The organism is Micromonospora sp. NPDC048169 (assembly GCF_040652815.1).
In the GTDB taxonomy this organism is placed as follows: Bacteria; Actinomycetota; Actinomycetes; order Mycobacteriales; family Micromonosporaceae; genus Micromonospora.
On record NZ_JBEZMS010000033.1, the window covers coordinates 1 to 19,562 of the forward strand.

A 19,562-nucleotide genomic window follows, 5' to 3' on the forward strand; every position below is an offset into this window, starting at 1 on the left:
GCCGGATCGACGAAGAGTCACCCAAGTGATCATCGATGCCGAACCCTAACGGCAACCAGCCGAACCGATCACCACACACATAGAAGCGTCTTGCAGTTTCGGCCCCTCGGGTGCCCGTTTCGCGGCTTCTGCGGGGGCGACAACTGCAAGATCGGCGCGCGTTGGCGTGGGACGAACGTTACGGAGGGCTTCCGTACGGGCGGGAGGCGTCGTACGGTAGGCCGCAAGTGACCCACGGGAGCCCGGTGCGGACCGGGCTGAGAGGGGGGCTGGGAGCCCCCGACCGTCGAACCTGATCCGGGTAATGCCGGCGCAGGGAGGAGCGTTGCCGTGCTGTCCCTGGGACGACTGCATCTCATCACCGACACCCGGCCGGGGCGTGACCCGCTCGCCGTGCTGCGTGCCGCCCTGCCCGTAGCGGGCGCCGACCTCGTCGTACAGGTGCGTGTGGAGGACGACGCCACCGACCGGGAGGCGTACGAGCTGGCCCGGCTGGTGGTCGACGCCTGCCGGCCGTACGGGGCGCGGTGCCTGGTGAACGACCGGCTGCACGTGGCGCTCGCGGTGGACGCCGCCGGGGGCCACGTCGGCGCGGACGACCTGCCGGTCGCAGCCGCGCGCCGGGTGCTCGGCCCGGACGCCGTGCTCGGCGCGACCGCCCGCGAGCCGGCCGGCGCCCGCGTGGCGGTGGACGCGGGCGCGACCTACCTGGGCGTGGGCCCGTGCCACGTCACCACCACCAAGGCCGGCCTGCCGGATCCGATCGGCCCCGAGGGGATACGCGCGGTCGCCGAGGCGGTGAGCGTGCCGGTGATCGCGATCGGTGGGGTCACCGCCGGGACCGTGCCGACGTTGCGGGCCGCCGGGGCGTACGGGGTGGCGGTGGTCGGCGCGCTCAGCCTGGCCGCCGATCCCGCACACGCCACCGCCGAGCTGATGCGGGCGCTGACGTGTTAAAAGGGGGCCCTTCCTCTACCGGAGGCGTTAAAAGGGGGCCCTTCCTTACCGACGTGGCGGTGGTGGGGGGCGGGCCGATCGGGTGGGCGATCGCGTGGCGGTGCGCGCAGCGCGGACTGCGCGTGGTGGTGCACGACGACCGGCCCGGGTCGGGCGCCTCGTCGGTGGCCGCCGGGATGCTGTCGCCGGTCGCCGAGGCGTACTTCGGTGAGCACGAGCTGACCGCGCTGCTCGTCGAGTCCGCCGCCCGCTGGCCCGGTTTCGCAGCCGAGCTGGCCGGGGCGAGCGGCGTCGACATCGGGTACCGCACCGAGGGCACGCTCGTCGTCGGGCTCACCGCCGACGACCTGGCCGAGGCGGGGCGGCTGTGGTCGTACCAACAGGGTCTGGAACTGCCGATCACGCCGCTGCGGCCGTCGGAGCTGCGCGACCGCGAACCGGCGCTGGCGCCGCGCGTGCGCGGCGGCGCGGTGGCCCCCGGCGACCACCAGGTCGACCCGCGGCGGCTGGTCGCCGCGCTGCGCACTGCCGCCGAACGCGCCGGTGCGGAGCTGCGCCCCGCCCGCGTCGGCGCGCTGTCCGACGTGGACGCCCGCGTCACGGTGGTCGCGGCCGGCTGCGGCGCGGCGGCGCTGACCAGCCTGCCGGTCCGTCCGGTGAAGGGCCAGGTGCTGCGGCTGCGCGCGCCGGGCGGCGGCCCGCCGGGCTTCCGGCACGTGATCCGGGGGTACGCGGACAGCGAGTCGGTCTACCTGGTGCCCCGGGACAGCGGTGAGGTCGTCGTCGGGGCGACAGTCGAGGAGCGCGCCGACACCGCTGTCACCGCCGGTGGGGTGCTGACGCTGCTGCGCGCCGCCGCCGAGCTGGTGCCGGAACTCGTCGAGTACGAGCTGGCGGAGGCCGTGGCCGGGTTGCGTCCCGGTACGCCGGACAACGCGCCGATCATCGGGCCGCTGCCCGGGCGGCCGGGCGTGCTCGCGGCCACCGGGCACCACCGGCACGGCATCGTGCTCACCCCGGTCACCGCCGACCTGGTCACCGAACTGATCGTCACCGGCGAGCCGGATCCCGCGCTCGCCCCCTTCACCCCGGATCGCTTCGGGAAGGAGCGCACGTGGAACTGATCGTCAACGGCACCGGCCGGACGCTGCCCGACGGTGTCACAGTCGCGGAGGTGGTCCGCGCGGTCACCGACCGGGAGCGCGGGCTCGCGGTGGCGGTGAACGGTGAGGTGGTGCCGCGCGGCGGCTGGTCGGCGAGCGTGCTGCGCGACGGCGACCGGGTCGAGGTGCTCAGCGCCACCCAGGGCGGGTGAGCGGATGTCCACGCTTGAGATCGGTGGGGTCACGTTCGGCTCCCGGCTCGTCCTCGGCACCGGCGGCGCGGCCAACCTGCACGTGCTGGAGCAGGCGATCCGGGCCTCCGGCACCGAGCTGGTGACGTTGGCGCTGCGCCGGGTGGACACCACGCCCGGTGGGTCGGGCGGCCTGCTCGACCTGGTGGAGCGGTGCGGCGTACGGCTGCTGCCGAACACGGCCGGCTGCCGTACCGCCGTGGAGGCGGTGAAGACGGCGCACCTGGCGCGGGAGGCGTTCGACACCGACTGGGTGAAGCTTGAGGTGATCGGCGACGAGCGCACGCTCCTGCCCGACGGGGTGGAGCTGCTGCGCGCCGCCGAGGAACTGGTGGCGGACGGGTTCACGGTGCTGCCGTACACGTCGGACGATCCGGTGCTCGCGCGGCGGCTGGCCGACGTGGGCTGCGCGGCGGTGATGCCGGCCGGGTCGCCGATCGGTTCCGGACTGGGCATCGGCAACCCGCACCACATCCGGCTGATCCGGCAGTCGGTCGACGTGCCGGTGGTGCTCGACGCGGGCATCGGCACCGCGTCCGACGCGGCGCTCGCGATGGAGCTGGGCTGCGACGCGGTGCTGCTGGCGAGCGCCGTGACCCGGGCCGCCGACCCGGTGGCGATGGCCACGGCGATGCGGTACGCGGTCGAGGCCGGGCGCCTGGCGTACGGCGCGGGCCGCATCGCCCGCCGCTTCCACGCCCAGGCGTCCACCCCCGACGAGGGACGGCCCGACCTGTGACCGCCCTACGCGTCGCGGATCTTGGTACGGACACGCCCCCGCAGGGGCGGCCGCGTACCAAGAACTACACCGGCTCGACCGGGGTCGTGCTGTTGACCGATCGTCGGGTGGCGCGGAGGCGGCTCGTTGACGTGGTGGCGGGGGCCGTGGGTGGGGGAGTGCGGTGGGTGGTGCTGCGGGAGAAGGACCTGCCCCGCGCCGAACGCCTCGCGCTCGCCGTCGACCTGCGCGCGATCCTCGCCGAGGCGGGCGGCACGCTGATCGTCGCCGGACCCGACCCGCTCGACGGGGACGCGGTGCACCTGCCCGCCGCCGGCCCGTACCCGCCGCCCGCCGTCGGACTCGTCGGCCGCTCCTGCCACGACGCCGCCGAGTTGGCCCGGCTCACCACCGAGCACTACGCGACGCTGTCCCCGGTCTACGAGACAAAGACCAAACCCGGCTACGGCCCGCCGCTACGGGCGGCCGGACTCGCCGCGCTGGTGAAAGCCAGCCCGCTCCCGGTGCTGGCACTAGGCGGCATCGAAACCCCGGACCAGGTCCACGCATGCGTAGCGGCAGGGGCAACAGGAGTAGCAGTGCTCGGCGCGATCATGCGTGCCCAGGACCCCACCGAAACCGCCACCACGCTGGGCAGAGCCTTCCAGGAGGCGGCCACCCGTGTGGCGCGCACCCACCCCGCGCGATCCGACGAAGGCCCACACGAGAAGGGCTGCGGCCGACCGTGACCACGGAGGGATCAAGCCTGACCGCCCGGAGTGGGCACGGTCGGCCGCAGCCCTGAACCGCAACCACCGGAGAAGACAAGTGACGCCGAAAACAGTTCTCAGCATCGCCGGCTCCGACTCCGGAGCGGGAGCGGGCATCCAGGCCGACCTCAAGACGTTCGCCGCGCTCGGGGCGTACGGCACGAGCGTGCTCACCGCCGTCACCGCGCAGAGCACCAGGGGTGTTGACGCCGTCCTGCCGCTGCCACCGCAGACAGTGCGCGACCAGATGGACAGCGTGCTCGGCGACTTCGACGTGCGGGCCGTGAAGACGGGAATGCTCGGCACCCCGGCGGTCGCCGACGCGGTGGCCGAGGCGGCCCGGGCCGGGCGGCTGCCGCACCTGGTCGTCGACCCGGTACTCGTCGCCACGAGCGGGCACCGGCTCGGCGTGGTGGAGGCGGTCGAGCGGCTGCTGCCGTACGCGGAGGTGGCGACACCCAATTGCGCGGAGGCCGCGGCCCTCACCGGAGGCCCGGTGGGCACCGTGGAGGAGATGGTCGCGGCGGCCGAGGCGCTCGCCGCGCGCGGACCGGCCTTCGTGGTGGTGACCGGCGGCGACGTGGACGCCGACGGCGAGTCGGTGGACGTGCTCGCTGGTGGCGGGACCACCCGGCTGCTGCGCGCGCCCCGGGTGGACACCCGGCACAACCACGGCACCGGCTGTTCGTTCTCGGCCGCCGTCGCGGTCCGGCTCGCCGCGGGCGACGCGGTGCCGGTCGCGGTGGAGGCCGCCAAGGAGTACGTCACCCGCGCGCTGACCGGCGCGCGGACCTGGGAGCTGGGCGCGGGACGCGGCCCGCTGGACCACTTCGGCTGGTCCGCATGAGCGACAGGGAGGCTGTCATGCAGGCACGTCGCAAGGTGTACGTGGAAGGATCACGCCCGGACATCCGGGTGCCGTTCGCCGAGGTGACGCTGACCGGGGACAACCCACCGGTACGGCTCTACGACACCTCCGGTCCCGGCTCCGACCCGGAGGCGGGGCTGCCCGCGCTGCGTGGGCCGTGGATCGCCGAGCGGGGCGACGTCGCCCCGGTACGCGGCGCCGGCACGCCGCTGGCGGGCACCCGTCCGACTCAGCTCGCCTACGCCCGGGCCGGGATCGTCACGCCGGATATGGAGTTCGTGGCGATCCGGGAGTCGGTGACGCCGGAGTTCGTCCGGGACGAGATCGCGGCCGGCCGGGCGGTGCTGCCGCTGAACGTCAACCACCCGGAGTGCGAGCCGGCAATCATCGGCAAGGCGTTCCTGGTGAAGGTCAACGCCAACATCGGCACCTCGGCTGTCACCTCGTCGGTGGCCGAGGAGGTGGAGAAGCTGACCTGGGCCACCCGGTGGGGCGCGGACACCGTGATGGACCTGTCCACCGGCAGGCGCATCCACGAGACCCGCGAGGCGATCGTGCGGAACGCGCCGGTGCCGATCGGCACGGTGCCGATCTACCAGGCGCTGGAGAAGGTCGGCGGTGACCCGGTGAAGCTGAGCTGGGAGGTGTTCCGCGAGACGGTCATCGAGCAGGCGGAGCAGGGCGTCGACTACATGACTGTGCACGCGGGTGTGCTGCTGCCGTACGTGCCGCTGGCGGTGGACCGGGTCACCGGGATCGTGTCCCGGGGCGGCTCGATCATGGCGGCCTGGTGCCTGGCGCACCACGAGGAGAACTTCCTCTACACCAACTTCCGGGAGCTGTGTTCGCTGCTCGCGAAGTACGACGTGACGTTCTCCCTGGGCGACGGCCTGCGTCCCGGCTCCATCGCGGACGCCAACGACGAGGCGCAGTTCGCCGAGCTGCGCACGCTCGGTGAGCTGACGAAGATCGCCTGGGAGTACGACGTCCAGGTGATGATCGAGGGCCCCGGGCACGTGCCGATGCACAAGATCAAGGAGAACGTGGACCTCCAGCAGGAGTGGTGCCACGAGGCGCCGTTCTACACGCTCGGGCCGCTGACCACCGACGTCGCACCCGCGTACGACCACATCACCTCGGCGATCGGCGCGGCGATGATCGGCATGTTCGGCACCGCGATGCTCTGCTACGTCACCCCGAAGGAGCACCTCGGGCTGCCCGACCGCGACGACGTGAAGGCGGGCGTGATCGCGTACAAGATCGCCGCGCACGCGGCCGACCTGGCCAAGGGGCACCCGGGCGCGCAGGCGTGGGACGACGCGCTGTCGAAGGCCCGGTTCGAGTTCCGGTGGTCCGACCAGTTCAACCTGGCGCTCGACCCGGAGACCGCGAGGGCGTACCACGACGCGACGCTGCCCGCCGAGCCGGCGAAGACCGCGCACTTCTGCTCGATGTGCGGGCCGAAGTTCTGCTCCATGAAGATCACGCAGGAGCTGAAGGACTATGCCGCGCGGGGTATGCGCGGCAAGTCGGAGGAGTTCGTCGCCTCCGGCTCACGGGTGTACCTGCCGCTGGCGTGAGCGAGGCCGGGGCGGGCGTGTCGATCCGGCCCGCCCCGGGTCGCCGTTCAGTCGCGGTGGTGCCGCCCGGTACGCAGCGAGCGGGCGTCGGCGGCGTTGTCGTCCGAGGCGAGACCGGCGACCCAGTCGACGTACTCGTCGTCGGTAGCGGCGTCCGGCTCGGCCGCACGGTCGGGCGGCTCCGGGTCGGCCTTGGGCCGGTTACGCCGGAACAGGCCGCGCCGGGTCTTCGTCTTCCCGGCGGGCGTGTCGGCGTCCGCCGGGCCGGCGTGCCGCCCGCGCCGGAGGTCCGGCTCGCCCGTCTCCGGCGCGGTGGCCTCGGGCAGCGCGGTGCCGGCACCGGCCTCGGCCGGTACGGCGGTCGTCGGCTCCGGTCGGGCGACAGGCAGTGCGGCCTTCTCCTCCGGCCGGGAAACCGGCCCGGCGGGACGGGCGTTCGTGGTGAGCGCGTCCCAGCCGGCGCTCGCGCCCGGCTCGGGCAGACCCCGACGGCGGGGACGCGGTGCCGGCTCGGCCGGGGTGACCGCCTCCACGCTGTCCCCTGCCGGCGCGTCCGGTTCGGCGGTGGCGCGCTGCGGGCGGCTCGCCGGGGTGATCGGCCAGGCCGGGCGTACCTCGCCGGGCGCGCCGGCGACCTCCTCGAACATCGGGAACCGGGGCCGGGGCGACGGGGCCGGCACCGGGCCGTCGTCGAAGAAGAAACTACGTCGGGTACGACCGGGCGGTGCGTCCTCGCCGGCCGGGGAGCCCGTGCGGGGAGCCGGGCCGTCGAGGGAACCGCCGGGCGTGCCGGGGTCCACACTGCCGGGCGTCGAGGCCGCGCTCGCGTCGTCCCGGGCCGGGTTCGCGGCCGGTGGGATCGGGTCGGCGTTCGCCGCCGGGCCGCCCTGCCCGACCGGCGTCGTCGGCGTGGCGTCGGCCGGGGCGGAGTCGGGTGCGGCCGGGCCGGTGGCGCGTGGTCCGGCCTTCGGGGTGCGGCCACGCCGCGAGCGGGTGGGGCGGCCGGTCCCGGCAGTGGGCTCGGCCGGTGGCGCGGCGGCGCTGTCCGCGTCGGCCCGGTCCGGTCCGGTCAGGTCGCCGCCGTCCGTCCGGGGGCCGGGGACGTGGTTCTCGGGGGTGCCGCCGGTGAGCGGCGAGGCGTCCTCGGCGGCGGTGCCCGGGGAGGTGGCATCCGCGGCGCGGGGTGCGGTGGGACCGTCGGCGGGTGACCCTGGTCCGCCGGTGGACCGGCCGGCGCGGGTACGGCGGGGCCGGGTGACCCGTGGCGTGGCCGCCGTCGTTTCCTGAGCCGGTGCCGCATCGTCCGACCCGGCGGCCGGGGCAGCGGGGGCGGCGCTCTCGCCGCCGGCGGATGCGGAGGCGGCGGCCGGGGTGACGCTCGACTCTGGACCCGTGCCCGGACCCGTGCCCGGACCCGTGCCCGGACCCGTGCCCGGGGCCGGGATCGGGTCGGGGCGGCCCGCGGCGAGCACGTCGATGGCCGAGGTCCGGCGCCCCGGGGGCAGCAGGCCCGGCATGGGCTGGCCGTGGGTCGTCGTGTCAACGGTGGCCGGACGGTCGCCCGCCGGCTGATCAGCGGTGGGCAGACCGGGGACGGCAGGCGGGTCGGCGGCGGGAAGGTCGGCACCGGTGGGCGCCGACGTCGTGGTCGAGCCGCCGGGCTCGGGCCAGCTCCAGTGAGCGGGTGCGGCGGCGCCGCTCGTCACCGGAGGCGTGGGCGGGACGGTGGCGGCGGCCGGGGCGGACGAGTGCGGCAGCGGCGCGAGGATGTCGGTGGCCTCGACCGCGTCGGGGTCACCGCTGGCGGTGACCGGCCGGGGCAGCATCGTGGTGGCGGTCGAGCCGAGCGCACCGGCGATCACGGCGATCAGCGCGCCGTAGTAGGGCGCGACCTGGTAGCGGTCGGTGGCCGAGCCGGGACCGGCGGTCAGGTAGGCGAACGCGACGAGCACGGGACCGGCCGCCCCGGCCGCCCCGCCGACCAGCGGCGGCCATTCGGCCCGGCGGGCGAGCACGCCGACCGCCCCGCCGGCCAGCAGGGCGAGCACCGGCAGCAGCAGCATGGACAGGCGTTGCGCCGCCTCCGCATCCAGCCAGGAGGGTTCGAGCACGCCGAGCCGTACGGTGGCCAGCGGGCGGCTGGAGAGGATCGTGGGCGCGACGGAGAGCAGCGCGAACAGCCAGACGATCCCGGCGGTGATCGCCACTCCCCAGCCGAACGGCGGCTTGAGCAGCACGGCGATCGCGGCACCCGCCCCGACCACGGCCCCGAGCGCGGCGCAGATGCCGGCGGCCCAGGCCGCGTCGACGGATCCGCCCAGCTCGGCAGCGCGGGCCGGCTGCATGCACAGCGGGGCGACCACCATCGCGCCGAGCGCGCTGACGCCGGCGACGGAGAGCAGTTCGGTGGTGCCGCCGGGACCGTCGTCGCGGCGGGCGATGCGCTCGGTGAGGACGGCTCCGGCGACCGTGGCGACAGCGGCGAACCAGCCCACCCAGACGAGCTGGGCGGGCCACCGGTTGACCGAGACGTCGACGAACGCGCCGTCGAGGCGTACGACTCCGAAGCCGTACGCGATGCCCAACTGGCCGGCCCCGGCCAGCACGCTCACGCCGAGCGCCGTGAGCAGCAGCCTGCCCCACGTCCGAAAGGCCATGTCCGGCACGTTACGGCCCGGTGACCCCGATCGCCACCTTGCCGCCGCGCGGCGCGGCGAACCTCCCGGCGTGGCTACTTCAGCTCGACCAGGCGCGCGAGGTAGGTGGTGTCGCCGACGTTTGTGAGCATGTGCACCGCGCCCGGATCCCGGTAGACCACGCCGCCGGTCGGCTCGTCGGCGTCGATGGTGGCGCCGTCGATGGTCTGCACCACGTTCTTCGCGCCCTGGATCGCCACCACCAGATAGGGGTGGTCGTGTCGGTGCAGCGGCTGCCGCTCACCCGGCTCGAGCCGGATGTGCCAGACGCGTACCCGGTCGTTCTCGTACACGATCTCCTGGCCCACCGGGCCGAGTTCGAGGTCGGCGGAGAGTTCGGTCATCGTGGTCCGTCCAGTCGGGGGAGCACCTCGGCGGCGATGAGCTCCACGTGGTCGAGGTCGTCGAAGTCGATCAGGCGCAGGTGCACCCGGCTGGCCCCGATCGCGGCGAACTCGCCGATCCGGTCGACCAGCTGGGCGGGGGAGCCGACCACCGGGTCCTCCGGCGGCAGCGCGCTGGTGACGTGCAGCGGCGCGGCCCGGCGCTGCGCCTCGGCGTCGGTGCGCCCGATCGCCACCACGATGCCGGCCGAGAGCGTCAGCGGCGCGCGGCCGGAGTCGGCCCGCCCGGCGCGGTCACACGCCTCCCGCACCCGGTCGTACGCGGCGGCGGTCTCGGCGACGCTCTTGAACGGCATGTTGAACTCGTCGGCGTAGCGGGCGGCCAGCTCGGGTGTGCGCTTCGGTCCCCGGCCGCCGACGATCACCGGCGGGCCGGGCCGCTGCACCGGCTTGGGCAGCGCGGGCGCGTCGACCAGCCGGTAGTGCTCACCGGTGAAGCTGTACGTCTCGTCGGACGGGGTGCGCCACAGCCCGGTGACGATCTCCAGCTGCTCGGCGAGCCGGTCGAAGCGTTCGGCGACGGGCGGGAACGGGATGCCGTACGCGGTGTGCTCGCGCTCGTACCATCCGGCACCAATGCCCAGCTCGACCCGGCCGCCGCTCATCCGGTCGACCTGGGCGACCATGACGGCGAGCGGCCCGGGGAGCCGGAACGTGGCGGACGTGACGAGCGTGCCGAGCCGGATCCGGGAGGTCTCCCGGGCCAGCGCGGCGAGCGTCAGCCAGGCGTCGGTGGGGCCGGGCGGCGCCGGCTCGTCCCCCATGGCCCGGTAGTGGTCGGCCCGGAAGAAGCCCTCGAAGCCGGTCTCCTCGACCAGCCGGGCGAACCGGAGCTGGTCGTCGTAGTCCGCACCGCGGTGGGGTTCGGTGAACACCGAGACCCGCATGGTCACCGGCCTCCGACGGGTACGCCGGGGGCGTCCCGCTCCATCAGCAGTTCGTGCAGCTCGGCGCTGATCCGCGCGACGTCTTCCAGGTGTTCGTGGCGGCCCAGCGTGCGGGGCCGGGGCACGTTCACCTCGACCACCTCGCGGATGCGCCCGGGGCGCGGGCTGAGCACGACGACCCGGTCGGCGAGCAGCACCGCCTCGTCGATCGAGTGGGTGACGAAGACGATCGTCGCCCTGGTCTCCATGTGCACCCGCTGGAGTTCGCCGGAGAGCTCCTCGCGGGTGAGCGCGTCGAGCGCGGAGAACGGCTCGTCCATGAGCATCACCCGGGGCGAGCCGATCAGCGACCGGCACAGTGACACGCGCTGCTGCATGCCGCCGGACAGCTCGTGCGGGAGGCGCTTCTCGAAGCCGCCCAGCCCTGCCATCTCCAGCAACTGGCGGGCCCGGTCGCGGTGCTCGGCCCGGCGCCAGCCGAAGATCTCCACCGGCAGCAGCACGTTGTCCAGCACCGAGCGCCAGGGCAGCAGCGCCGGTCGCTGGAACAGCATGGCCACGTCGCGGCGGGGCTTCGTGATCGGCGTACCGGCCACGGTGATCTCGCCGCCGGTGACCGGCAGCAGGCCGGCGATCATGCGCAGCAGCGTGGACTTGCCGCAGCCGGACCGGCCGAGGACGGCGACGAACTCGCCTTCGGCGACGTCGAGGTCGATGCCGCGCAGCGCCTCCACCCGCCCCGAACGGCCGTCGAAGGTGCGGGACACCCCGGACAGTCGGATCATGTCCTGCCGGCTCCCTTCCACGTCGTCTCGGCCACGTCGTCTCCGACGCGAGCCGGGCTAGCGTAGCGGGGGACTGTGCTTATAGCACCGTCCGGGGTGGACGTCAGTCCGCTTTCCGTCACGCAACTTCGTTTCCGTTCCGCAACCGGGACGGCGGCGGAAGGTCATCTGCCTTCTCGTACGCTGTTGCGCGCGAAGAGTCCCCTCACGACGGTCCAGTCGGCCGAACCACCTGCCGACCCCGTCGGACCCACGACCCGACCGGCGAAGAAGTCCTGGTCGGAAAGGACATGGTGCACTGATGAGAAGGCTGACCCGTACGGTCGCCGCCGCGGCTCTGGCCACCGCCCTCGCCCTGGTGGGCGGCTGCAGCAGCGACTCGGACAAGTCCGAGAGCGGCGGCGGCAACGGCGCGGCGCTGGAGAAGGTGACGTACCTCACCTCGTTCGGCAACTTCGGGCGTGACTCCTACGCCTGGGTGGCGAAGGACAAGGGCTTCTTCAAGGAGGCCGGCTTCGACGTCGACATCAAGCCCGGTCAGGGCACCGGCTCCGTCATCCAGACCATCACCGGCGGTCAGGCCGACTTCGGCCCGATCGACCTGACCGGTGGCATCCTCCAGCTCGGCAACGGCCAGGCCAAGGACTTCGTGGCGGTGGCCGCGATCCAGCAGCGCACCATGGCCGCGATCGTCACGGTCGAGGGCAAGAACATCGCCACCCCGAAGGACCTCGAGGGCAAGAAGCTCGCCGACACCCCGACGTCCGTCGTGCGCAACCTCTTCCCGACGTACGCGCGGCTCGCCGGCATCGACGGCAGCAAGGTGACCTGGGTCAACGGTGAGGCGCAGGGCCTGATCGGCATGCTCGGCTCGGGGTCGGTGGACGGCATCGGCCAGTTCGTCGTCGGCCAGCCGACGGTGGAGACGGTGACCAAGAAGAAGCCGGTCGTCCTGCCGTACAGCAACGTGATGCAGGACCTCTACGGCAACGCGCTGATCACCTCCTCGAAGATTGCCAAGGAGAAGCCGGAGATGGTGAAGAAGTTCACCGCCGCGCTGCTCAAGGGCCTGGAGTACTCGCTGGCGAACCCGGACGAGGCGGCCGAGATCCTGAAAAAGAACGTGCCGGCCGCCGTGCCGGCCGCTGCCTCCGCCGAGCTTCAGCTGATGGCCGCGTACGTCCGGTCGAGCAACTCCGGCACCGCGATCGGCACGCTGGACAGCGGCCGGGTGGCCAAGAGCATCGCGCTGCTCCAGGGCGCAGGTGCGCTCAAGCAGAACCTCACCCCGGACCAGATCATCGACTTCAACCTCGCGCCGAAGGCCTGACCGGTCCGCTCGGGCCAACGGGGGTGCGACCCGCCGGACACCCCGGTGGGGCGCACCCCCTTCGCGTGCCGGTCACGCCGACCGGCGCAGAGAGGAGCACACGTTGACACAGTCGACCGAGGCCCGGCCGGAGACGCCGCCGCGCCCGGCGGTCGTCCGGCGCGGGATCGCCGTACGCCCGGCGGCGGTGGGACTGCCGGCGCTCGGCCTGGTGATCGCGGTGGCGGCCTGGTGGCTGGTCACCTCGGGGCTGAACCTGGTGCACCCGGCCGCGCTGCCCCCGCCGCAGGCGGTGGGGAGGTCCCTCGCCGGCACCACCGAGGTGCTGCTGCCCGCGCTGGGCATCACCACCTGGATGACAGTGCTCGGCTTCCTGCTCTCGTCGGTGGCGGGGGTGCTGATCGGGATGGCGCTGGCCGCCTCCCGCCGGGTGGAGCGGATGTTCGCGCCGCTGCTGGTGGCGGTGAACGCGGTCCCGAAGATCGCGTTCGGGCCGCTGCTGGTGGTGGCCGTGGGCTGGGGGCAGAAGCCCATCCTGACCATGGTGTTCCTGCTCTGCTTCTTCCCGATCGTGCTCTCCACCGCGACCGGGCTGACCACCACCCCGGCGGATCTGGCGGAACTGGGCCGGTCGCTGAACGCGTCGTGGTGGCAGTCGTTCCGCAAGGTGCGCTTCCCGGCGGCGCTGCCGCAGATCTTCGTCGGCCTCAAGGTGGCCATGCCGCTGGCCGCGATCGGCGCCGTGATCGGGGAGTTCTACTCGGACCGTCCGGGCCTGGGCTACCAGATCCTGCAGTACAACGGTGTCGGCGACACCGCGACCGCGTGGGCGGCGATCGTGCTGGTGGCCCTGATGAGCATCGTGCTCTACGCCGCCCTCAGCCTCATCGAGCGCCTGGCCCTGCCCTGGGTCCGCGCCACCACCTCAGCCCGCTAGCCACTGACCCGAGAACCCGACGTCGACCGAGCACCCAGAAGGTAAACCTCAAACCCACGGATGGCGGCCGACCACGACAGGCGTGGCCCCACCGCAACCGGCGCAGGGATCAAGCCTGACCGCCCGGAGCCGGTTGCGGTGGGGCCACGCCCCCAACAGTGACTAGCCGGCGAGCCGCCAACGCCCACCACGAGCAACGAGCGTCGTCAACGCCTGCGGCATCAGCCCGGAGTGGTTGTCCGGCGTCATCCGGATCGGCCCGGACAGCCCGTCGAGCTGGGCGGTCTCCAGCACGTCGCGCAGCGCGTCCCGGTCGACCTTGCCGGGATCGCCGCCGGCCCGCTGCTCGGCGTCGGCGATCAGCTGGACCGCGTCCGCGGCGAACGAGGAGAAGCCGTTGTAGCCGCCGAACCGGGCGGTGTAGTCCTGGAACCACTGCCGCCGCGCGGCCTTGGCCGGGGTGGTGGCGATCACGTCGTCGATCACCATGGTCTGGGTGAAGATCAGCGTCGCCTCCTCGGTGGATCGGGCCGACGGGCCCAGGAAGAGGTCACCGGCGGCCGAGGCGTCGAAGAACAGCGACCCGCGGAACTTGCTCTGCCGGGCGGTGGTGGCGGCGAGCGTCGCCTGCTCCGGCGTGGTCCACAGGACCAGCGCCTGCGGCTTGCCCTCGATCAGCTCGTTGATCTGCGTGGTCACCTCGGTGTCGGTGGACCGCACCGACTCGTTGCCGACCAGCTTCACGCTGGTCTTGCTCAGCTCGCGGCGCAGGGCGGTGAGCCCTTCCTGGCCGTAGCCCTCGGCGCTGTGCAGCAGCGCCACCTTGCGGACGTTGCGCCGGTCCAGTTCGGCGGCGAGCGCGGCGGCGCTGTCCGCGGCGTTCGGGGCGAGCTTGAAGACATATCGCCGCTCGGCCACCGGCTCGGTGACGGCGCTCGACGACGCCAGTGCGATCGTCGGAATGCGCTTCTCGCCGATCGTACGGGCCGCACCGACGGCGCATTCGTTGCAGCCGCCCATGATGACGGCGCTCACCCGCGAGTCACCGCTGAAATCATTGATGTTCCGCAAGGATTCCGCGGCGTCCGAGCGGTTGTCCTTGATCCTCAGATCGATCTTCCGGCCGCCCAGTGCGCCGGAGGCGTTCAACTGCTCGACCTTCAGTTCCAGGGCCCGTTGGTAGACCTTGCCGACGGGCGCCGAGGCGCCGGAGAGCTCCAGATCGGCGGCGATCACGATGGGGCTGGTGTCCTGCGGTTCCCCGCCGATCCCGCAGCCGGTGAGCGTGGTGGCCAGCACGGCCGATGCGAGCGCCGCGATGCTCGCGGAGCGGATGGGGCTCAACTCAGTCCTCCAGGTGCGGCGCGGGCCGACGCCCGATCACCGCCGCTAGTCCGTCCTCAGTGGAGGAACGGGATTGGTGTGCCGTACGGTGTGCGCGAAGCCTGCAAAACCTTGCCAATGCCGGGGCCTGTGGTCAAGCCGGGATCCGGAGTCCTGTTTCGGGACGGCTATCCCACATGCTGGGGACACGGAACATTAACCGACAATTACTGCACAGAAGCGTATGACCACTCTGGAGTGACATCCCCTGTTCAGGGGGTTGGAGAAAAGAAGGTATTAGGTGATCGGATCCCGGGTTGCGCCACCCCCGACCGTTTCCTGCCCCACTGCGGCTTCCCAAACACGATCTCGTCTGATGAAATCGCGGCCGTGCCGCGTGCGGCGCTGGCCGCTGCACCAGGCACGGGTCAGTGGGTCGCGCGTGGAAGAAACGACGGAGGCGATGTCGTGAGCACCGGACCTACGACCCTGCCCGGGAGCCCAAACGCCGAACAGCGGAACCGCCGTCGGCGCCTGCCCAGGCTGCGCGACGCGCGGATCCGCTCCAAGCTCGCCCTCATCCTGGTCGTCCCGGTGGCAGCCGTCATCGCACTGGCAACTATCCGACTCATCTCGGTGGGCCAGGGCGCGTACGAGGCGGACCGGATCCGGTCGCTGAGCGCGGTGTCTGTCGACATCTCGGCGCTCACCCAGGACCTGCACAAGGAGCGAATGGCGGCGGCGGTCTTCCTGGCCGACCCGAACCAGAAGCCGGACGCGTACAACCTGCGCGTGCGTCAGACCGACGAGCGCATCGACGCGTACCAGAAGGGGCGCGCCGACCTCGGTGACCTGCCGGCGGCGATCAGCAACCAGCTCAAGGTGATCGACGCCCACCTGGCCACGTTGAACGGCACCCGGCAGGAGGTGCTGGACCGGCTCCAGATGCCGGTGGCCGAGGCCAGCCTGCGCTACGGGATCGTCCTGGGCGACCTGGTCGCGTACAGCGACGCGCTGGCCCAGCAGCCGGGCGCGGAGAGCCTGGCCGACGCCCGCCGCGCGGTGGCCGCGTTCGCCCACGCCAAGGCCGCGGTGGCCGAGGAACAGGCGGTGGCCTTCACCGCCCTCGGTGGCAGCCGGATCGACGGCGAGCAGTTCTCCTCCTTCGTGGCCACGCTCACCGGCCAGCAGGAGGCGCTGCTGACCTTCTCCCGGACCGCGACGCCGAGCCAGCGGGCCCTGGTGGACCGCACGGTCTCCGGTGACGCCGTCCAGCTCGCCGACCGCGTCGCCGGCGACATCTCCCGCTCCGTCGAACGATCCTCGCTGGTCACCCGCGACGAGGCGTCCGCCGCCATCGGTGCGGTCGACGACCTGATGCGGTGGGCCGAGATCCAGCTGCTGGACGAGATGCTGGCCGACGCCGACGAGGTACGCGCCGACGTGATCCGGCAGGCGATCGTGGAGAGCCTGCTCGTGCTGCTCACGCTCGCCATCGCGGTGACGCTCGCCGTGGTGCTCGCCCGCTCGCTCAACGACTCGCTGCGCCGGCTGCGTGAAGGCGCGCTCGCCGTGGCCAACCACGACCTGCCGGACGCGGTGAGCCGGCTGCAGAACGTCAACGCCATCGGCGACGGCGGCGTGGACGAGATCGTCCAGCAGGTACGGGACCCGATCAAGCTCAGCAACCGCGACGAGGTCGGCCAGGTCGCGGTGGCCTTCAACGTGGTCCACCGCGAGGCGGTCCGGGTCGCGGCCGAGCAGGCCGCGCTGCGGACCAGCGTCTCGGCGATGTTCCTCAACCTGGCCCGCCGTTCGCAGAGCCTGGTCGACCGCATGATCGGCGAACTGGACGCGATCGAGCGTTCCGAGGAGGACCCGAAGCGGCTGGCGCAGCTCTTCGAGCTGGACCACCTGGCCACCCGGATGCGCCGTAACGACGAGAACCTGCTGGTGCTGGCCGGTGCCGACTCGGCCGTGCCGCGTCGCGACGACGCGCTCCTTGTCGACGTGCTGCGCGCCGCCCAGTCCGAGGTGGAGCTCTACAACCGGATCGAGTTCGGCACCGTCGACACCGACATCTCGGTCGCCGCGCACGCCGTCAACGACGTCGTCCGGCTGGTCGCCGAGCTGCTCGACAACGCCACCCGGTTCTCGCCGCCGAACACCTCGGTGGTGGCCGACGGCCGCCGGATCCGCGACTACGTGCTGATCCAGATCGAGGACCGCGGCCTGGGGCTCAGCGACGACCAGCTCGACTCGCTCAACCGGCGCCTGGCCGCGCCGCCGACAGTCGACGTGGCCGCGTTCCGGCTGATGGGTCTGGCCGTGGTGAGCCGGCTCGCCTCCCGCTACGGGATCCGCGTCGAACTGCGCCGCAACGTCGAGGGCGGCACCGTCGCCCAGGTCACGCTGCCGAACTCGACTGTGGTGCTGCCGGCCAACCGGGGTCAGGCCCCGCTGACCCGGCCGCGTCAGCCGCTCGCCGTGGAGCAGTCGCCGCTCAGCCAGGTCGGTGCCGCCGACGCGCTGGCCGGCGCCGGGCGGGGCGCGGCCACCGCCACGCTCGCCGACCAGTGGCGCGGGGCGACCACCGCCCCGCCGTCCCGGTGGCAGACGCCCGCCGAGACCCGCGACACCACACCCGCCGTACAACTGGGTGGAGCGACCGGCGCGCTGCCCACCGTGGCGGCGCCCGCCCCGGTGGCGGCGGCGCCCGCCCCCGCCGCGCCGGCACCGGTCTCCGGCGCGGGCTGGTCGGCCGGCCCGACCGTGGCGTATCCCGCGCTCGACCCGCTGCCCAAGCGGACGCCGGGTGTCGATGCGGCGCAACCCGCTACCCAGGCCGCACCTCCGGCCTACCAGCCGCTCGCCGCGGCGCCGGCGGTGGAGAGCACCCCGGCGACGCCCGTGGTGGCCCGGCCCGAGCAGCGGGCCGAGGCGCCGATATTCCGCGAGATGGAGGCGGTCTGGTTCCGTTCGCACGGAGAGGACGAGACCACCATCTTCACCCGTCCCACGTTCGACGAGCCGCCCGCGCCGGCACAGCCGGCCGTGGCGCCCCCCGCGGCGTCGGCACGTCCGAAGCTGCCCACCCGTACCCCGGGCGCCCAGGCGTCGGGGCTGACCACGCCGCCGGCGTACAGCCCGCCGGAGGTCCCGTCCACGCCTCCGGCAGCCGCGACGCCGCCCCCGGCGCCGCCCGCCGCCGAGCCCGCGTCCGCGCCGTCGATCGACCCGGAGGCCTGGCGTACGGCGGCCGACGAGGGCTGGTCGCGGGCCAGCCGTGCCGCGGAGCCCACCACCGGCGGCACCACCCGTTCCGGCCTGCCCAAGCGGGTGCCGCAGGCCCAGCTCGTGCCCGGCGGCATCGAGCCGAAGAGCGGCCGGGACCGCAGCCGGCGCACGCCGGACGAGGTACGCGGCCTGCTCTCCGCCTACCACCGTGGCGTCCAGCGGGGCCGTACGGCCGGCGCCGACCTGAACAGCACCTCGAACAAGGAGACGAACCGATGAACAGGCCGGCGGCCATGCAGGACATGGGGTGGCTTCTCACCAACTTCGCCGACAGCGTCGCGGGCATCGCGCACGTGGTGGCGGTGTCCGCGGACGGACTTCTGCTCGCCTCCTCGCGGGATCTGCCCGGCGACCGGGCCGACCAGCTCGCCGCCATCACCTCCGGCGTGGTGAGCCTTACCGAGGGCGCGGCGCGGATGTTCAGCGCCGGCGGGGTGCTGCAGACCGTGATCGAGATGGACAGCGGCTACCTGTTCCTGATGTCCATCAGCGACGGCTCGTCGATGGCCGTGCTCGCGGCCCGCAGCTGCGACGTCGGCCAGGTGGGCTACGAGATGGCGCTGCTGGTGGAGCGGGTCGGCCAGGCACTGGTCCCGCTGCCGAGGGACGCGGTCCGGTCCTGATCGGCCCGGGGTGCTGACGACCGGAGCCGGTGCGGCTCCGTACGAGGGGAGGTGATCGCGAATTGGAACCGCGACGTGATCCACGTGGCGCGCTGGTAAGGCCGTACGCGGTCACCCGGGGCCGCACCGAGCCGTTGCAGAACATCGCGCTCGAAGCGGTGCTGTCGAGCACGCCGACGCAGTCGGCCGAGGCGCGCTTCGCCGGGCACGACAAGTACCGCATCTCCTCGGTCTGTGAGGGCCGGGCGCAGTCGCTTGCGGAAATCGCCGCTTACACCCGGATGCCGCTGGGCGTCACCCGGGTGCTGGTCGCCGACATGGTGGCCGAGGGCCTGCTGACGCTACACACTGCCGCTCCCGCGACGGGTTTCGCGGCGCGGATGAACCTGCTTGGAAGGGTGCTAAGTGGACTTCGCGAACTATGACCCCGACGGGGTGAACCGCGGCCGGGAGATCATCTCCGCGAAGATCGTGATCGCGGGTGGCTTCGGCGTGGGAAAGACCACGCTCGTCGGGGCGATCTCCGAGATCCAGCCGCTGACCACCGAGGCGTTGATGACCGCGGCCGGCGTGGGCATCGACGACGCGTCGAAGGTGCCGGGCAAGGAGACCACAACGGTCGCCATGGACTTCGGCCGTATCACAATGGCCGAGGACCTGATCCTCTATCTGTTCGGCACGCCCGGCCAGACGCGCTTCTGGTTCATGTGGGACGAGATCATCAGGGGCGCGGTGGGCGCGGCGGTGCTCGTGGACACCCGCCGGATCACCGACGCGTTCGCGCCGCTGGACTACTTCGAGAACCGCAAGCTGCCGTACGTCGTGGCGTTGAACCGCTTCGAAGACGCGCCGCACTACGAGCTGGAGGAGATCCGGGAGGCGCTCGCCATCTCCCCGGACGTGCCGATGGTGCTGTGCGACGCCCGGCGGCGCGACTCGGTCAAGCAGGTGCTGGTGACTGTGGTCGAGCACGCCATGCTCCGCCTCCAGGCCGAGCACGGCTACCCGGCCTCGGTGGGCTGACCGCCTGCGG

At 73.1% G+C, this 19,562-nt stretch carries 18 protein-coding genes and 1 riboswitch; of the genes, 13 read left to right on the forward strand and 5 right to left on the reverse strand.

Translation table 11 applies throughout. From position 1 onward, the window contains the following. Nucleotides 1-224: 224 nt before the first annotated feature. Nucleotides 225-336: riboswitch (TPP riboswitch) on the forward strand. The 7 genes from thiE (at nt 331) to thiC (ending at nt 6,247) form a co-directional block, all read left to right on the forward strand. Further along, complete coding sequence (thiE, locus tag AB0D28_RS23515; protein WP_357388983.1) at nt 331-957, forward strand: thiamine phosphate synthase; 627 nt, start codon at nt 331-333, stop codon at nt 955-957. It overlaps the preceding riboswitch by 6 nt. Beyond that, nucleotides 951-2,081, forward strand: a complete 1,131-nt coding sequence (gene thiO / locus AB0D28_RS23520; protein WP_357388985.1) for a glycine oxidase ThiO — start codon at nt 951-953, stop codon at nt 2,079-2,081. The genes thiE and thiO overlap by 7 nt, the downstream gene beginning before the upstream one ends. After that, a complete protein-coding gene (thiS, locus tag AB0D28_RS23525; protein WP_354870441.1) occupies nt 2,072-2,272 on the forward strand; it encodes a sulfur carrier protein ThiS in 201 nt (66 codons plus the stop codon). The genes thiO and thiS overlap by 10 nt, the downstream gene beginning before the upstream one ends. Before the next feature lie 4 nt (nt 2,273-2,276). Next, nucleotides 2,277-3,050: a thiazole synthase gene (locus AB0D28_RS23530; protein WP_357388988.1), complete on the forward strand. Its 774-nt coding sequence runs from the start codon at nt 2,277-2,279 to the stop codon at nt 3,048-3,050. An 86-nt stretch (nt 3,051-3,136) separates the two neighbouring features. Next, nucleotides 3,137-3,778, forward strand: coding sequence for a thiamine phosphate synthase (locus AB0D28_RS23535; protein WP_357389073.1), 642 nt, complete (start codon nt 3,137-3,139; stop codon nt 3,776-3,778). Between the two features lie 79 nt (nt 3,779-3,857). Further along, nucleotides 3,858-4,646 (forward strand): bifunctional hydroxymethylpyrimidine kinase/phosphomethylpyrimidine kinase, encoded by a 789-nt coding sequence (gene thiD / locus AB0D28_RS23540; protein WP_357388990.1) that lies wholly within the window; start codon nt 3,858-3,860, stop codon nt 4,644-4,646. A 17-nt stretch (nt 4,647-4,663) separates the two neighbouring features. Continuing rightward, a complete protein-coding gene (gene thiC, locus AB0D28_RS23545) occupies nt 4,664-6,247 on the forward strand; it encodes a phosphomethylpyrimidine synthase ThiC (protein WP_357388992.1) in 1,584 nt (527 codons plus the stop codon). A gap of 47 nt (nt 6,248-6,294) precedes the next feature. Here the strand turns inward: thiC and AB0D28_RS23550 are convergent, their stop codons facing one another. The 4 genes from AB0D28_RS23550 to AB0D28_RS23565 form a co-directional block, all read right to left on the reverse strand. Next, nucleotides 6,295-8,904, reverse strand: coding sequence for a hypothetical protein (locus tag AB0D28_RS23550; protein ID WP_357388994.1), 2,610 nt, complete (start codon nt 8,902-8,904; stop codon nt 6,295-6,297). 74 nt (nt 8,905-8,978) lie between these two features. Continuing rightward, nucleotides 8,979-9,287: a cupin gene (locus tag AB0D28_RS23555; RefSeq protein WP_073828925.1), complete on the reverse strand. Its 309-nt coding sequence runs from the start codon at nt 9,285-9,287 to the stop codon at nt 8,979-8,981. Beyond that, entirely contained in the window at nt 9,284-10,234 is a 951-nt protein-coding gene (locus AB0D28_RS23560) for an LLM class F420-dependent oxidoreductase (protein WP_357389075.1), read from the reverse strand. The genes AB0D28_RS23555 and AB0D28_RS23560 overlap by 4 nt, the downstream gene beginning before the upstream one ends. A gap of 2 nt (nt 10,235-10,236) precedes the next feature. Beyond that, nucleotides 10,237-11,019 (reverse strand): ABC transporter ATP-binding protein, encoded by a 783-nt coding sequence (locus AB0D28_RS23565; RefSeq protein WP_357388996.1) that lies wholly within the window; start codon nt 11,017-11,019, stop codon nt 10,237-10,239. 301 nt (nt 11,020-11,320) lie between these two features. Between AB0D28_RS23565 and AB0D28_RS23570 the strand changes: the two genes are divergently transcribed. Both AB0D28_RS23570 and AB0D28_RS23575 read left to right on the forward strand, forming a co-directional pair. Further along, the gene (locus AB0D28_RS23570; protein ID WP_135242057.1) at nt 11,321-12,349 is read left to right on the forward strand and encodes an ABC transporter substrate-binding protein; all 1,029 of its coding nucleotides are present in this window, start codon (nt 11,321-11,323) and stop codon (nt 12,347-12,349) included. Nucleotides 12,350-12,452: 103 nt separating this feature from the next. Beyond that, complete coding sequence (locus AB0D28_RS23575; RefSeq protein ID WP_357388998.1) at nt 12,453-13,286, forward strand: ABC transporter permease; 834 nt, start codon at nt 12,453-12,455, stop codon at nt 13,284-13,286. A gap of 162 nt (nt 13,287-13,448) precedes the next feature. On the opposite strand, the gene AB0D28_RS23580 is transcribed toward AB0D28_RS23575, so the two are convergent. Further along, nucleotides 13,449-14,630 (reverse strand): ABC transporter substrate-binding protein, encoded by a 1,182-nt coding sequence (locus tag AB0D28_RS23580; RefSeq protein WP_357389000.1) that lies wholly within the window; start codon nt 14,628-14,630, stop codon nt 13,449-13,451. 447 nt (nt 14,631-15,077) lie between these two features. On the opposite strand from AB0D28_RS23580, the gene AB0D28_RS23585 reads away from it, so the two are divergent. From AB0D28_RS23585 to AB0D28_RS23600, 4 genes are all read left to right on the forward strand, one after another. Then, nucleotides 15,078-18,125: a sensor histidine kinase gene (locus AB0D28_RS23585; protein ID WP_357389002.1), complete on the forward strand. Its 3,048-nt coding sequence runs from the start codon at nt 15,078-15,080 to the stop codon at nt 18,123-18,125. Beyond that, nucleotides 18,122-18,529, forward strand: coding sequence for a roadblock/LC7 domain-containing protein (locus tag AB0D28_RS23590; protein WP_013288588.1), 408 nt, complete (start codon nt 18,122-18,124; stop codon nt 18,527-18,529). The genes AB0D28_RS23585 and AB0D28_RS23590 overlap by 4 nt, the downstream gene beginning before the upstream one ends. A 62-nt stretch (nt 18,530-18,591) precedes the next feature. After that, the gene (locus AB0D28_RS23595; RefSeq protein ID WP_030501578.1) at nt 18,592-18,954 is read left to right on the forward strand and encodes a DUF742 domain-containing protein; all 363 of its coding nucleotides are present in this window, start codon (nt 18,592-18,594) and stop codon (nt 18,952-18,954) included. Beyond that, complete coding sequence (locus AB0D28_RS23600; protein WP_354870472.1) at nt 18,935-19,552, forward strand: ATP/GTP-binding protein; 618 nt, start codon at nt 18,935-18,937, stop codon at nt 19,550-19,552. Before AB0D28_RS23595 ends, AB0D28_RS23600 begins: the two co-directional genes overlap by 20 nt. Nucleotides 19,553-19,562 lie beyond the last annotated feature (10 nt).